Genomic DNA, 13,665 nt, shown 5'->3' on the forward strand with positions numbered 1-13,665 from the left:
GAAATGGTTAACCCCCCGTTTATCTTATCCATTGCCGGTGGTGGCAGCACGTATACGCCGGGCATCGTCAAAAGCCTGATGGTGCGGCTGGAGGATTTCCCGCTGGCGGAAATTCGCCTCTACGACATCGATGCCGAGCGGCAGAACACCATTGCGCCGGTGGTCGAGAAGGTGATTCGCGATCACAGCGAGAGCATCAAATTTACCGTCACCAATGATGCCGAAACTGCCTTTCGCGGTGCGCACTTCGTCTTCGCCCAGATGCGCGTTGGCCAGTACAAGATGCGCGAGCAGGACGAGAAGATCCCGCTGCGCCACGGCGTGGTCGGCCAGGAGACCTGCGGACCAGGCGGGCTGGCCTACGGCCTGCGCACCATTTTGCCGATGGTCGAGCTGATCGACCTGGTCGAGCGCTACGCGGATAAAAAAGCCTGGATCGTTAACTACTCCAACCCGGCAGCGATTGTCGCTGAAGGGGTACGCCGTCTGCGCCCGCACGCGCGGGTGCTCAATATTTGCGATATGCCGGTGGCGGCGATGCGCAATATGGGCGCGATCCTTGGGGTCGATCGCCACCAGCTTGAGGTCGACTATTTTGGCCTTAACCACTTCGGCTGGTTTACCCAGGTGCGCGTCGATGGCGAAGATCGCCTCCCCGCCCTGCGCGAGCACGTCGCGCGCTTTGGCCTGCTGACGGAAGATGCCGCCCAGACCGATCCGCAGCACGCCGATCCGTCATGGGTGAAAACCTGGCGCAATATCAAGCCGATTATGGATCACTTCCCGGAATATCTGCCGAACCCCTATTTACAGTACTACCTGATGCCGAACGAGATAGTTGATCATCAGGATCCCAACTACACCCGTGCCAATGAGGTGATGGACGGGCGCGAGAAAAAACTCTTCGCTGCGGCGGCTGAGTATAAGCAGACCGGTATTCTGCCTGATGCATTCCACGTCGGCGTTCACGGGGCGTTTATTGTCGATGTCGCCTGCTCGCTGGCCTTCAACTTGCGCCAGCGTCACCTGGTGATTGTTGAAAACAAGGGCGCGATTGCCAACCTGCCTTACGACGCAATGGTGGAAGTGCCGGCTTACATCACCAGTAACGGGCCGGAGCCAGTGCGCATGGGCGCAGTGCCGCTGTTCCACCAGACGCTGCTAATGCAGCAGCTGGCCTCAGAGCAGCTGCTGGTGGAAGCGACGATGGAGGGGAGTTACGAGAAGGCATTGCAGGCCTTTACCCTTAACCGCACCGTGCCGACCATGCAGCATGCCAAGGCGATCCTTGATGAGATGATTACCGCCAACCAGGATTACTGGCCAGCGCTGCAAAAAGCCTGGGAAAACGGCAAAGCGGTGTAATTTTCCGAGGTGGCTCGCGACGCGAGAGATGGTAGCTTGTCGGGTAGTGAAAAAACGTTAACAATTCAGATAACTGTTGATGACCCGGAGGCACCATGTCCACCTCTTTTTTTGTCGCGGCCGACTGGCTGATAGAACACAGCGATGACCCTGAAATCCAGCTAATTGACGCCAGAATGGCGCCGGTTGGCCAGGAGCATCGCGATATGAAAGCGGAGTACCGCGCCGGACACCTGCCCGGTGCGGTCTTTTTTGATATTGAAGCCCTCTCCGATCACACCTCTCCCCTGCCCCATATGCTCTCTCGCCCGGAGACGTTTGCTGTCGCCATGCGCGAGTTAGGCGTCTGTCAGGATAAACACCTGGTGGTGTATGACGAAGGTAACCTCTTCTCCGCGCCGCGTGCCTGGTGGATGCTGCGCAAGGTTGGCGTTGAGAAGATCTCCATTCTCGCCGGTGGCCTGGCGGGCTGGCAGCGTGATGCCCTGCCGTTACAGCAGGGCGATGTTGCGCTGCCGGAGTCTGATTTCACCGCCAATTTCGATCCTTCTGTAGTGAAAAAAGTGACCGATGTGCTGCTGGCGAGCCACGAAGGCACCGCGCAGCTGGTCGATGCCCGCCCGGCGCCGCGTTTCAGTGGCGAGGTGGATGAGCCGCGCCCTGGACTTAAGCGTGGCCATATTCCCGGCGCGCTGAATGTGCCGTGGGTCGATCTGGTGGCGGATGGTGAGCTGAAAACTACCGATGAACTGCTGCGCATTTTCCAGCGCCAGGGCGTCGATCTGCATAAGCCGATTATCGCCAGCTGCGGCTCCGGCGTGACCGCCACAGTGGTGCTGCTGGCGCTGGAGACGCTCGGCGTCAATACGGCAACGCTCTATGACGGCTCGTGGAGTGAATGGGGGGCGCGCGACGATCTGCCTGTCGAAACCGCGTAGATGGATAACCGACTTGCGCCTTTGCTGACGCGCGGGGAGTCACTCTCCCGCGCTGAATACCGCGTGCTGGCTCATCTTACGGAGCACCCGCTGCTGGTGGGCAATATTACCGTGCGCGCGCTGGCGCAGGCGACTTATGTTTCGACAGCGACGATTATTCGCCTCTGTCAGAAGCTGGGATTTAGCGGTTTTAGCGAGTTTATCTGGCACTGCAAGCAGTTGCTGGCGGATACGCCGCACCTGGCGGAGCAGCACCATGACGGCGTCGGTGAGCTGCCCGCTCTGTTCCAGCAGTTTATGGTCAATTATCAGCACACCTTTCAGTGGGTGACCGAGGAGAAGCGGCGGCAGTTTGCCAGCCTGCTGCGCGAGCGGGAGAGCTTTTTTCTCTACGGCGCGGGGTTCTCCTATCTGTTTGCCGAGTACCTGACCAAAAAGTTACAGGTGCTGGGCAAGACGGCGTTTATCTCCGGCCCTGGCGACAGCCGCAATATCTTTCTCAGCAACGCCGCGCGTTATCAGGTGTTTATCGCCGTTTCGCGCAGCGGCGAGACCGAGCAGGTGCTGGATAAGGCGCGGATTGCGCGAACGGTGGGAATGACGGTGGTGGCCTTTACCCGCGCGTCGGCCAATTCGCTGGCGGCGCTGGCGGATGTCCATTTCGCCCTTTACGACGAGGCGGTGCATTTCGCCGCCGAAGCGGCGGGGATCACCTCGTTTGAGTCCAATCTGGTGCTGCTGATGGATCTGCTATTGCTGGAAGCGACGCAGGCCGGGTAGCTGTGCGGAGAAATGCCTGATGGCGCTGCGCTTATCAGGCCTACAAAGGCAGCCCATGCGATCCCTGGGCCGGATAAGGCGTTTACGCCGCCATCCGGCATTAACACGGCACCAAAAACGTAGGCCGGATAAGGCATTTACGCCGCCAGCCGGCATTAACACGGCACCAAAAACGTAGGCCGGATAAGGCGTTTACGCCGCCATCCGGCATTCACACGGCGCCGAAACCGTGAATCGCCCTCGGTAATATCACGCCGAATGTTTCGACAACTCCCGGCGTGCCCATGCGCTTTCCGCGTATTCATTGAGCGCGACGTAAAACTCCTCGATGGACAACTTCTCGCGCTGCTCGCCTTTCAACAGGCCGCCGGGCAGGCTCAGCACCACTTTGCGGTTTTTCGGCTCAAAGATGAAGTTGCGCACCAGCCGGCTGACAAGCAGCTTCGGCGGCTGATAGCCTTCGCGCCAGAAAAGATCGATAAATACCCAATCGTTAATGCTGCGAATGCCAATATTCTCGATCGCGTCGAGCATAAACGGCGCGCTGAGCTGATAGCTCTCAATCCCCTGCGCCGTCAACGTAAAGAGCGGCTGGCGCACGCGGGTGTACATCGTCCAGCTTGCCAGCGCAAAGAGCAGTGAACCAGCCACAAGGCCGAAGGTAATCATATCCATCGGGCTGTTGGCCGAAGAGTTCCACTGAATGCTCAGCGTGAACACCATCACCGCAGCCGCCGCACAGAGCACCGTCAGCCCAACGAAGATCCACAAATTTTTCTTGCGCAGGGAGACCACCAGCGTATCGGTGGCGCGGGAAGCGAGATCCTTAAGCTCAGACTGATAAGCCTCGTAATGGGCGTCAACTTCGCTGGCCATGCCGCTGGTCAGCGCCTTAGAGAGTGCAGAAGCATCGCGAAACAGGCTACGCATCCAGAGATAATCTGCCTCCTCGACCGGGCGCGACGCTTGCGCCATCAGCGCGTCATCCAGCGCGACGTTTAGCTGTTCAATACGCGCACGGGTCGGCGGATGGCTGTCGGTCGGGTGCGCCAGCGCCTCTTCCAGTGATGCGGAGAGATCGAAGCGGTCGCCGCTGCGCAGTTCAGTAAAGAGGCTATGCACCAGATCGTCAGTCGCCAGTTTGCGCTGGAAGAACTGCTCCATCGGCCCCTGAAAACGCTCATTGAGGGCGGAGAAACGCAGCAGCGACGCGGCAAGCGCCATCGATGAACTGGTGCGCGCCCCGGCGGCATCCGCTGCAAGCTCACGCACGCGGCTCCAGCCACTCACCGTTTCGTGGAACTGGCGGAAAAACCACATGCCAAGATGGATGGTCGGGTTCAACGCCAGGCGCTCCAGCCAGCCGCTGCCGCCAACATCACGATAGAAGTAGTTGAGGCTGTTCTCCATCCCGGCGTAAAGCCCGGCAAAGTGCAGCGTATAGAGCGTGTCATTACCGGAGAAGTGCCCCAGTTCATGACCGATGACCGCTGCCACCTCCTCTTTATTCATAAACGCCGCATAGCTGAGCGGGAAGTAGAGGGTGTTGCCGGTGAGCCGTTCGCCCTTCTCGATCTGCACCGGGCTTGCGGTGACATAGAAGCCTTCGAACAGGCCCACCACAATATTATCCGGCACGATCGCCTGCCCGCGCTGCGCAAGCTCCCTGACCCAGCGCCAGAGTTCCGGCGCATCGTTTTCGCGCACGGCGGTGCCATGCACCTCCATATCCTGCGGCTCAAACAGGGTGAAACATTTTTTCAGCAGGAAGAGGCTCTTCAACACCATAATCAGCAGGGAGCCAATCACCAGCAGGATGAAGAGCACCAGCTTGATGTTTAACGCGCTCGCTGGCCCCAGGGTGTAGAGCCAGCAGATTTCATACAAGAAGACCGCGATCAGCGCAAAACCGATGCAGGACATCACGGTGACCATGATAAAAGGCAGCAGTTTGCGACAGAGGTTAAAGGCGACAATCAGGTGATCGGCAGAGATGCGCGCCCTGCGCACGCTGTAGAAACAGAGCGCCACCGCGCTGGCGCTGGCAAGCAGCGCCATCAGTGACAGAAAGATACCGGCTTTCGACAGAAAGTGGCGCAGCAGATCGGCCGCCGCGCTGTGCCCGACGGTGCCATATCGCGTGACCTGGTAGACATAGCCATCATCGATGCGAATGTTTTGCCAGCAGGCATAAACAAGCAATAAGAGGGGCACGCCGAAGCAGTAGAGCAGAGTTTTTCTGTCCATAACCTTAACCGTAAAGAAACGTAAAAGCGCACCCTACCACAGGGATGGGCTGAATACATTCCCCACGAATTTAGGGGGGTAAGCGGTACGGGGCGTACCGCCTGAGACGTTAGATAATGCGGTTGGTTTTGAAATCGCGCAGGAAGCTGCCCCAGCGGCGCTCGTAGAACGGGGTGATGTGCGCCAGCATAAAGTGGCTGATGCCCTTCTCGCCTTCGGCGACCTGGCAGATATCAACTGGCTCATCGCCCGGCAGCGTATCGGTCGCCACGCTGCCCGCGGCATGGATGATCTCTTCGATATCGCCTTCGGCTTCAATGCCAATTAACAGGTTTGCCTGCGCGTCGGCCTGCTCTTTAATGGAGCAGATAAAGGCGCGTTTGACGGTTTTAATGCTTTTGAACAGCGTGGTCAGGGAGTCGACCATCTGTGCGGGCGGCTCGGCAACTTCCGAGAGCAGCAGCGCGGTACCGCCTTCAAGCACCTCTTGCTGGCTGAGCGGGCTGCCCTCTTCACCAACCAGATGGCTGATTTCACGCGGGGTGAACTCTTTCCCGGTCGGAAGTTTAGCGTTAAGGAACAGGGTTTCGCCGAGCGTCATTTCAAACAGCGTGCGCGCGGGCATCACCACAAAGGCCTGCTCGTCGTCGATTGCCTGTTGCAGTGCGGCAAGGGAGGTGAAAAAGGGGATCACTGAGGTTCCGTCATCTTTTTCCCAGTGCTGGATATCGAGCGCGCTCTCTTCCACCACCGCTTCGCCTTCTGCGGCATTGCCTGGCACCCAGACGGTAGAGTCGAGCAGCGTGCGGAAAAAGGCCGGACGGTAAGCGGGTTCGGTCGCCGCCTGCTCAAGCAGGGTTTCTAATTCGTTTTTCGTTTCGGACATAGGATCTCTGGTTCGTTTTCGTGCGTCATCGCGCCCAGGTTTTGCGCATTGCCGGATGGCGGCGTTGCCTTATCCGGCCTACGGGTTCAGTACCACTTTATTGCCGGATGGCGGCGAAACGCCTTATCCGGCCTACGTTTACGGGCGCAACCCGTTGCTACGGGGCGCTTTATTGCCGGATGGCGTCGTAAACGCCTTATCCGGCCTACGTTTACGGGCGCAACCCGTGGCTACGAGGCGCTTTATTGCCGGATGGCGGCGAAACGCCTTATCCGGCCTACGTTTTCAGGCGCAACCCGTGGCTACGGGGCGCTTTATTGCCGGATGGCGTCGTAAACGCCTTATCCGGCCTACGGGTCGCTTTTGTAGGCCTGATAAGCGCAGCGCCATCAGGCACAACGCTTACTCGGCGGTCAACAGATTGGCAACGGTGCGCACACCCAACCCTGTCGCACCGGCGGCCCACTGCTCAACCGCCGATTTACGGTAGGTTGCCGAGCAGTCGATATGCAGCCAGCCCTGCTGATAGTTTTCCACAAAGTGCGAGAGGAAACCGGCGGCGGTGCTCGCCCCTGCCGGGAAGGCCGCGCTGGCGGTGTTGTTCAGCTCGGCAAAGTTGGACGGCAACTGGTGACGGTGGAACTCTGCCAGCGGCAGACGCCAGAACGGCTCGTTTTCCGCCGCTGCGCTGTTAAGCAGGCGGCCCGCCAGCGCGTCATCAAAGCTGAACAGCGCATGGTAATCATTGCCCAACGCGGTTTTCGCTGCACCGGTCAGCGTCGCGGCATCGATAATCAGCTGCGGTTTTTGCGCAGAGGCGTCAATCAGGCCGTCTGCCAGCACCAGACGCCCTTCCGCGTCGGTGTTCATCACCTCAACTTTTTTACCATTGCGGTAGTGAATAATATCGCCCAGCTTAAACGCATTGCCGCTGACCATATTGTCAGCGCAGCAGAGCCACAGCTTAACGCGCTTGTTCAGACCACGGTTGATGGCAAACGCCAGCGCACCGGTCACCAGCGCCGCACCGCCCATATCGGATTTCATCGAATCCATAAACGCGCTCTGCTTCAGGCTGTAACCGCCGGTATCAAAGGTGATGCCTTTGCCCACCAGCGCGGCGTAGACCGGCGCATCCGGGTTACCGGTCGGGTTGTAATCGAGTGCCAGCAGCACCGGCGGACGCTCGGAGCCACGCCCTACGGTATGCAGCCCCATGTAATTCTGCTCGCGCAGATCTTCACCTTTAGTGATGCGGTAAGAGACATTGTCGCCGCCAACGCTGAAGAGCAGATCGACCGCGCGCTGTGCCAGCTGCTCCGGCCCTACCTCTTCCGCCGAGGCATTGATGGTGTCGCGCACCCAGTCGATCACCTTCAGGCGGCTATCCAGCTCTTTCTGCTGAGCTTCATCAAGCTGTGCCCACTCGACTTTACGCGTCCCTTTCGGCCCTTTATAGCCAGACCAGAACGCCCAGCTGCGATCCGCGTCCCACCCTTCGCCGCTCAGGGCGACATGTTTGATGCCGAGGCCGTCGATTTTGCGCGCCGCGCGCTGAATAAGGCCAAGATCGTCTTTGCCGGTTAAGTGCAGTGCGATGCCGTCGTTGTTGATGCTGTAGGCTGCTTTTTCACCCCAGCGCGCATCAGCGGGCTGCGTGGTGAGGGTGACTTTCATAGCTTCTGTCATTCTTTTTATCCTTTTCACAATCGCCGGAGGGCAGACGCCTTCTCCGGCCAACGGTTGTGTCCATAAAAACGGGCCACCCGAAGGCAGCCCGTTTGATGATTATGCTGCTTCGTCTAACCAGACTAGCAGAATCGCTTCAAGAATTTTTTCATTCGATGCAGCCGGATCGTCATCAAACTCTTCCAGCTCGCAGATCCACTGATGCATATCGGTGAAACGTACGGTGGTCGGGTCAACGTCCGGGCGGCTGTCATACAGCGCTTCGCCGATTTCACGGCTGTCGGTCCACTTCAGCCCCATCTTAGTGCTCCCGCGCGTGGTTGATGGTGTAACGCGGGATCTCGACCACCAGATCTTCATCGGTGATGCGTGCCTGGCAGCCTAAACGGCTCTCCGGCTCCAGACCCCAGGCTTTATCCAGCATGTCATCTTCGTCTTCGCTGCTTTCCGGCAGCGAGTCAAACCCTTCACGCACCACGCAGTGGCAAGTGGTGCAGGCGCAGGATTTTTCACAGGCGTGTTCAATCTCAATGCCGCCGCGCAGAGCGACATCCAGAATCGTTTCACCGCTCTTTGCTTCCAGAACTGCGCCATCCGGACAGAGGTCCTGATGAGGCAGAAAAACAATTTTAGGCATATTAAACCTCGTCGACGGAATGGCCTTTTAATGCGCTGCGTACGGACTGGTCCATACGACGCGCGGCGAATTCCTGGGTTTGTTTATCTACATTTTTAATGGCGTGTTCGATGGCGTCGGTATCATCGGTTTCGGCAACCGCGCGCAACTGTGCGACTGCCTCGTCGATCTCCGCCCGCTCTGCGGCGCTTAGCAGCGCGGCGTCCGCGGCGATCGCGCTGGTGACACTCTCCAGCACGCGCGCGGCTTCCACTTTCTGCTCCGCCAGCATGCGCGCTTTCACGTCCTGCTCGGCGAAACTCATGGAGTCTTTAATCATGTCGGCGATTTCGCCGTCGGTCAGCCCGTAGGAGGGTTTCACCTGGATGGAGGCTTCCACGCCGGTCGATTTTTCCATCGCCGTGACGCTCAGCAGGCCATCGGCATCCACCTGGAAGGTGACGCGAATATGCGCCCCGCCCGCCGGCATTGCCGGGATGCCGCGCAGAGAGAAACGCGCCAGCGAGCGGCAGTCGCTCACCAGTTCACGCTCGCCCTGCATCACGTGGATCGACATCGCGGTCTGCCCATCTTTGAAGGTGGTGAACTCCTGCGCGCGCGCCACCGGAATGGTGGTGTTACGCGGGATCACCTTCTCGACCAGGCCACCCATCGTCTCCAGCCCTAACGACAGCGGGATGACATCCAGCAGCAGCATTTCGCTGTCCGGCTTGTTGCCGACCAGAATATCGGCCTGGATAGCCGCGCCAATGGCGACCACTTTATCCGGGTCGATGGAGGTCAGCGGCGTGCGGCCAAAAAACTCGCCCACGCGTTCGCGCACCAGCGGCACGCGGGTCGAACCGCCGACCATTACCACTTCCAGCACCTCGTCAGCTTCAACGCCCGCATCTTTCAGGGCGCGGCGGCAGGAGAGCAGCGTGCGTTTTACCAGCGGCGCGATTAATGCGTCGAACTGTTCACGGGTGATTTCACCCTGCCAGCCCGCCACATTGACCGCCACGCGGTCGGCATCGCTCAGGGCGATTTTGGCGGCAATCGCCGCATCCAGCAGTTCGCGCTGCTGGCGGGCGTCGCTGCGTTCGGAGATGCCCGCCTGCTCGCAGATAAAGTCCGCCAGCAGGTGGTCGAAATCGTCGCCGCCGAGAGCGGAATCACCACCGGTGGCCAGCACTTCAAACACCCCGCGGCTCAGGCGCAGGATCGAGATATCAAAGGTGCCGCCGCCGAGATCGTAGACGGCAATGACACCCTCTTTACCGGAGTCGAGACCGTAGGCGATCGCCGCCGCCGTCGGTTCGTTCAGCAGGCGCAGCACATGCAGGCCCGCCAGACGCGCGGCGTCTTTGGTGCCCTGGCGCTGAGCGTCATCGAAATAGGCAGGCACGGTGATCACTACGCCATCCAGCTCGCCAGCCAGCGATTCTTGCGCGCGGGCAGCCAGGGCTTTGAGGATATCGGCAGAAACGCGGATCGGGTTAACCAGACCGGCGCGGGTGACAATCATCGGCAGGCCGTTTTCGCTCGCCTGGAACTGCCACGGCAGGTGCGGATAACGCGCCTGGATATCGGCAAGGCTGCGGCCCATCAGGCGTTTTACCGAGCTGATGGTGTTGACCGAATCGAGCGCAGCGTTGTTGCGCGCATCAAAGCCAACCACGTGGCTTTCGGCCTGATAGTGGACGACAGAAGGGAGCAGATGGCGCCCGGCGCTGTCGGCCAGCGTTTCCGCCTGGCCGCTACGTACCGTCGCCACCAGCGAGTTGGTGGTCCCGAGGTCGATGCCTGCCGCCAGCCGACGCTGGTGCGGTGCGGCGCTCAGACCCGGTTCACTGATTTGTAATAAGGCCATGATGTGCTTCCAGAAATTTAAAAACCGAGCAGTTTTTCTTCGAGTTGTTCTGTTGAGCTGCGCAGTTTATCGAGAAAACGTAGTTTACGCACGGTATCCGCCGCCGTCTCCCACGCTTGTGCATCAAGTTGTTCAACCATCTGCTGGTGACGGGCGTCATACATGCCTTTGATGCGCGCCTGAAAAGCTTCCAGACGGGCGGCGTCTTCAGCCTGGGCAATCTCATCCAGCTCTTCGCGCAGCTCCAGCTGTTCCATCAGGAAAGCGGTGTCGCGCACAGTGTGCTGTTCCGAGGCCAGATCGAAGCCGTGCAGCGAGAGCAGATACTCTGCGCGCGTCAACGGATTGCGCAGGGTTTGCCATGCCTGGTTGATGGTCGCGGAGTGCTGTACGGCGGCCAGTTGCTCAGACTGCGGCTGGCTGGCAAAGCGATCGGGGTGGAACTGCCGTTGCAGATCCTGGAAACGCGTGGCCAGCGCCTGGGTGTCGAGTGGGTACTGGGCCGGCAACCCAAAGAGGGTGAAGTAATCCATAACAATTCCGGGTATGCAATCGTAACAAACCCCACGCGCAGGCGACTGCGGTGGGGTCATCGTCAGAGGCGATTAGACGTGGAAGCTTTCGCCGCAACCGCACTCATCTTTCACGTTCGGGTTGGTGAACTTAAACCCTTCGTTGAGGCCTTCTTTTACGAAGTCCAGCTGAGTGCCGTCGAGGAACTGCAGGCTTTTGCCGTCAACCACTACCTTCACGCCTTTGTCTTCGAACACCGTATCTTCATCGTTCGGTGCGTCGACAAATTCCAGCACGTAAGCCATACCAGAACAACCGGAGGTTCTCACCCCCAGGCGCAGGCCAAACCCTTTACCACGGTTGGCCAGAAAGGCATTTACTCGCGCGGCGGCACTGTCGCTGAGGCTAATGGACATGACAACAACCTCCTGCCTTATTTCGCGTCTTGTTTACTTTTGTAATCCGCAATCGCGGCTTTAATCGCATCTTCTGCCAGGATAGAGCAGTGGATTTTAACCGGCGGCAGTTCCAGCTCTTCGGCGATATCGGTGTTCTTGATCGCCTGCGCTTCGTCCAGAGACTTGCCCTTCACCCACTCGGTGACCAGCGAGCTGGACGCGATGGCAGAGCCACAGCCGTAAGTTTTGAAACGCGCGTCTTCGATAATGCCTTTATCGTTAACTTTGATCTGCAGTTTCATTACGTCGCCACACGCCGGTGCGCCAACCATGCCGCTGCCGATGCTGTTGTCGCCGTTGTCGAACGAGCCAACGTTGCGCGGGTTTTCGTAGTGATCGATTACTTTTTCGCTATAAGCCATTTTTTATTCTCCTGTTTGCGCAACCTAAAATTAATGATGAGCCCATTCGATGGATTCGAGATCCACGCCCTGCTTGAACATCTCCCACAACGGAGAGAGATCGCGCAGACGGCCGATGGATTTGCGGACCAGCTCGATGGTGTAGTCAATCTCTTCTTCAGTGGTGAAACGCCCTAAAGAGAAACGGATGGAGCTGTGCGCCAGTTCATCATTCATGCCCAACGCGCGCAGCACGTAGGACGGTTCCAGGCTTGCAGAGGTACAGGCTGAACCAGAAGAGACAGCCAGATCTTTCAGCGCCATGATCAGCGACTCGCCTTCAACGTAGTTAAAGCTGACGTTGAGGATGTTCGGTGCGCCGTGCTCAAGATCGCCGTTCAGATAGACTTCTTCGATATCGTTGATGCCGTTCCACAGACGGTTGCGCAGCACGCGCAGACGCGCCATTTCGCTCTCCATCTCTTCTTTCGCGATACGGTAAGCTTCGCCCATGCCAACGATCTGGTGAACAGGCAGAGTGCCGGAACGCATGCCGCGCTCGTGACCGCCGCCGTGCATCTGCGCTTCGATACGGATACGCGGTTTACGCTGTACGTAGAGTGCGCCGATACCTTTCGGGCCGTAGATTTTGTGACCGGAGAAGGACATCAGATCGACCTTCAGCTGGCTCAGATCGATCGGCAGTTTGCCGACGCTCTGGGTGGCGTCAACGTGGTAGATAATGCCACGCGCACGGCACATTTCGCCGATAGCCGCGATATCCTGCACCACGCCGATTTCGTTATTCACGTGCATGATAGAGACGATGATGGTGTCATCACGCATCGCCGCTTCGAGTTCTTTCAGATCGATAATGCCGTTACGCTGCGGGGCGAGGTAAGTCACTTCAAACCCTTCGCGCTCAAGCTGGCGACAGGTGTCCAGCACGGCTTTGTGTTCGGTTTTGCTGGTGATGATGTGCTTGCCTTTTTTCTGGTAGAAATTGGCAGCGCCTTTAATCGCCAGGTTGTCGGATTCGGTTGCACCGGAGGTGAAGACGATTTCGCGCGGGTCAGCGCCAACCAGTTCAGCAATCTGGTTGCGGGCGATATCTACCGCCTCTTCAGCCTGCCAGCCGAAACGGTGCGAACGGGAAGCAGGGTTACCAAAGGTCCCGTCCAGGGTGAGAAACTGCATCATTTTCTCGGCAACACGCGGATCCACCGGCGTGGTTGCGGAGTAGTCGAGATAGATCGGTAATTTCATTGCTCTTTAAACTCCGTACATCGCTCTAATGCAAGGAATCAGGCAACCGGCTGGATGTACGACCGTGTTAACAGGGCATCAGACGATGCCCTGGCCCGATTCTGAATTCAGTTTAATTATTATGCGCGCAGCTTAACGTCGATTGCGTCCTTGCCACGGGTGTTACGATGGGATTCGTTGCTGTGCTGACGGTCGGAGACGTCGAGGATTTCCTGATTATTCACCAGCTCACCGAGGGTGATGTTGTTCAGGAAACCGGTCAGGCGATCGCTCAGATCGCGCCACAGCGCGTGGGTCAGGCACTTATCGCCGCCCTGGCAGCCACCTTTACCCTGGCAACGGGTCGCATCGACAGATTCGTCAACGGCGCTAATCACTTCGCCGACGGCGATGCTGTTCGCATCTTTGCCCAGCAGATAACCACCGCCGGGACCACGTACGCTGGAAACCAGGCCATTTTTACGCAGGCGGGAAAAGAGCTGCTCCAGGTAGGAGAGGGAAATTCCCTGACGCTCGGAAATATCAGCCAACGGCACCGGGCCCGATTCGGAGTTGAGCGCAACGTCCAGCATTGCGGTCACGGCATAACGCCCTTTAGATGTCAGTCTCATGTCTTACAAGCCTCAAACTCGCCCCTGCCCGGGGTTTATTATTAAAATGTTAACGTTGCATAGCAGACGCAAGTCTGACATT

General features: G+C 58.5%; 14 protein-coding genes and 1 pseudogene. 4 read left to right on the forward strand and 11 right to left on the reverse strand.

Features of this window, described 5'->3' with window-relative positions:
- Positions 1-3 precede the first annotated feature (3 nt).
- From BWI95_RS00335 to BWI95_RS23960, 4 genes and pseudogenes are all read left to right on the forward strand, one after another.
- A complete protein-coding gene (locus BWI95_RS00335) occupies positions 4-1,365 on the forward strand; it encodes a 6-phospho-alpha-glucosidase (RefSeq protein ID WP_054803490.1) in 1,362 nt (453 codons plus the stop codon).
- A gap of 95 nt (positions 1,366-1,460) precedes the next feature.
- A complete protein-coding gene (gene sseA, locus BWI95_RS00340; protein WP_076768819.1) occupies positions 1,461-2,303 on the forward strand; it encodes a 3-mercaptopyruvate sulfurtransferase in 843 nt (280 codons plus the stop codon).
- A complete protein-coding gene (locus BWI95_RS00345) occupies positions 2,304-3,083 on the forward strand; it encodes a MurR/RpiR family transcriptional regulator (protein ID WP_023481216.1) in 780 nt (259 codons plus the stop codon).
- A gap of 12 nt (positions 3,084-3,095) precedes the next feature.
- Positions 3,096-3,206: pseudogene (locus BWI95_RS23960) on the forward strand (hypothetical protein); the annotation flags it as partial.
- Between the two features lie 126 nt (positions 3,207-3,332).
- On the opposite strand, the gene BWI95_RS00350 reads toward BWI95_RS23960, so the two are convergent.
- The 11 genes from BWI95_RS00350 to iscR form a co-directional block, all read right to left on the reverse strand.
- Positions 3,333-5,330 carry a M48 family metallopeptidase gene (locus BWI95_RS00350; RefSeq protein WP_054803489.1) on the reverse strand — a complete coding sequence of 666 codons (1,998 nt, stop codon included), beginning with the start codon at positions 5,328-5,330 and terminating at the stop codon, positions 3,333-3,335.
- 109 nt (positions 5,331-5,439) lie between these two features.
- The gene (gene sseB / locus BWI95_RS00355; RefSeq protein ID WP_054803488.1) at positions 5,440-6,216 is read right to left on the reverse strand and encodes an enhanced serine sensitivity protein SseB; all 777 of its coding nucleotides are present in this window, start codon (positions 6,214-6,216) and stop codon (positions 5,440-5,442) included.
- Between the two features lie 402 nt (positions 6,217-6,618).
- Positions 6,619-7,905, reverse strand: coding sequence for an aminopeptidase PepB (gene pepB, locus BWI95_RS00360; RefSeq protein ID WP_076768820.1), 1,287 nt, complete (start codon positions 7,903-7,905; stop codon positions 6,619-6,621).
- Positions 7,906-8,004: 99 nt separating this feature from the next.
- Positions 8,005-8,205 carry a Fe-S cluster assembly protein IscX gene (iscX, locus tag BWI95_RS00365; RefSeq protein ID WP_023481246.1) on the reverse strand — a complete coding sequence of 67 codons (201 nt, stop codon included), beginning with the start codon at positions 8,203-8,205 and terminating at the stop codon, positions 8,005-8,007.
- A 1-nt stretch (position 8,206) separates the two neighbouring features.
- Positions 8,207-8,542 carry an ISC system 2Fe-2S type ferredoxin gene (gene fdx / locus BWI95_RS00370; RefSeq protein ID WP_023481163.1) on the reverse strand — a complete coding sequence of 112 codons (336 nt, stop codon included), beginning with the start codon at positions 8,540-8,542 and terminating at the stop codon, positions 8,207-8,209.
- Position 8,543: 1 nt separating this feature from the next.
- A complete protein-coding gene (gene hscA, locus BWI95_RS00375) occupies positions 8,544-10,394 on the reverse strand; it encodes a Fe-S protein assembly chaperone HscA (protein ID WP_054803487.1) in 1,851 nt (616 codons plus the stop codon).
- 17 nt (positions 10,395-10,411) lie between these two features.
- Complete coding sequence (gene hscB / locus BWI95_RS00380) at positions 10,412-10,927, reverse strand: co-chaperone HscB (RefSeq protein ID WP_054803486.1); 516 nt, start codon at positions 10,925-10,927, stop codon at positions 10,412-10,414.
- Between the two features lie 72 nt (positions 10,928-10,999).
- Positions 11,000-11,323, reverse strand: a complete 324-nt coding sequence (gene iscA, locus BWI95_RS00385) for an iron-sulfur cluster assembly protein IscA (RefSeq protein ID WP_023481184.1) — start codon at positions 11,321-11,323, stop codon at positions 11,000-11,002.
- 17 nt (positions 11,324-11,340) lie between these two features.
- Entirely contained in the window at positions 11,341-11,727 is a 387-nt protein-coding gene (iscU, locus tag BWI95_RS00390) for a Fe-S cluster assembly scaffold IscU (RefSeq protein ID WP_023481244.1), read from the reverse strand.
- A 30-nt stretch (positions 11,728-11,757) separates the two neighbouring features.
- Positions 11,758-12,972, reverse strand: a complete 1,215-nt coding sequence (gene iscS, locus BWI95_RS00395) for a cysteine desulfurase (protein WP_023481252.1) — start codon at positions 12,970-12,972, stop codon at positions 11,758-11,760.
- A 119-nt stretch (positions 12,973-13,091) separates the two neighbouring features.
- Positions 13,092-13,583: a Fe-S cluster assembly transcriptional regulator IscR gene (iscR, locus tag BWI95_RS00400; protein ID WP_054803485.1), complete on the reverse strand. Its 492-nt coding sequence runs from the start codon at positions 13,581-13,583 to the stop codon at positions 13,092-13,094.
- Between the last annotated feature and the right edge of the window lie 82 nt (positions 13,584-13,665).

Source organism: Kosakonia cowanii JCM 10956 = DSM 18146 (genome assembly GCF_001975225.1).
Classification (GTDB): domain Bacteria; phylum Pseudomonadota; class Gammaproteobacteria; order Enterobacterales; family Enterobacteriaceae; genus Kosakonia; species Kosakonia cowanii.

Coding starts and splice junctions, on each gene's coding strand:
- iscX (WP_023481246.1), bottom strand. CDS start 8,205: ATGGGGCTGAAGTGGACCGACAGCCGTGAAATCGGCGAAGCGCTGTAT.
- iscR (WP_054803485.1), bottom strand. CDS start 13,583: ATGAGACTGACATCTAAAGGGCGTTATGCCGTGACCGCAATGCTGGAC.
- sseA (WP_076768819.1), top strand. CDS start 1,461: ATGTCCACCTCTTTTTTTGTCGCGGCCGACTGGCTGATAGAACACAGC.
- BWI95_RS00350 (WP_054803489.1), bottom strand. CDS start 5,330: ATGGACAGAAAAACTCTGCTCTACTGCTTCGGCGTGCCCCTCTTATTG.
- iscU (WP_023481244.1), bottom strand. CDS start 11,727: ATGGCTTATAGCGAAAAAGTAATCGATCACTACGAAAACCCGCGCAAC.
- sseB (WP_054803488.1), bottom strand. CDS start 6,216: ATGTCCGAAACGAAAAACGAATTAGAAACCCTGCTTGAGCAGGCGGCG.
- iscS (WP_023481252.1), bottom strand. CDS start 12,972: ATGAAATTACCGATCTATCTCGACTACTCCGCAACCACGCCGGTGGAT.
- BWI95_RS00345 (WP_023481216.1), top strand. CDS start 2,304: ATGGATAACCGACTTGCGCCTTTGCTGACGCGCGGGGAGTCACTCTCC.
- hscA (WP_054803487.1), bottom strand. CDS start 10,394: ATGGCCTTATTACAAATCAGTGAACCGGGTCTGAGCGCCGCACCGCAC.
- BWI95_RS00335 (WP_054803490.1), top strand. CDS start 4: ATGGTTAACCCCCCGTTTATCTTATCCATTGCCGGTGGTGGCAGCACG.
- fdx (WP_023481163.1), bottom strand. CDS start 8,542: ATGCCTAAAATTGTTTTTCTGCCTCATCAGGACCTCTGTCCGGATGGC.
- iscA (WP_023481184.1), bottom strand. CDS start 11,323: ATGTCCATTAGCCTCAGCGACAGTGCCGCCGCGCGAGTAAATGCCTTT.
- hscB (WP_054803486.1), bottom strand. CDS start 10,927: ATGGATTACTTCACCCTCTTTGGGTTGCCGGCCCAGTACCCACTCGAC.
- pepB (WP_076768820.1), bottom strand. CDS start 7,905: ATGACAGAAGCTATGAAAGTCACCCTCACCACGCAGCCCGCTGATGCG.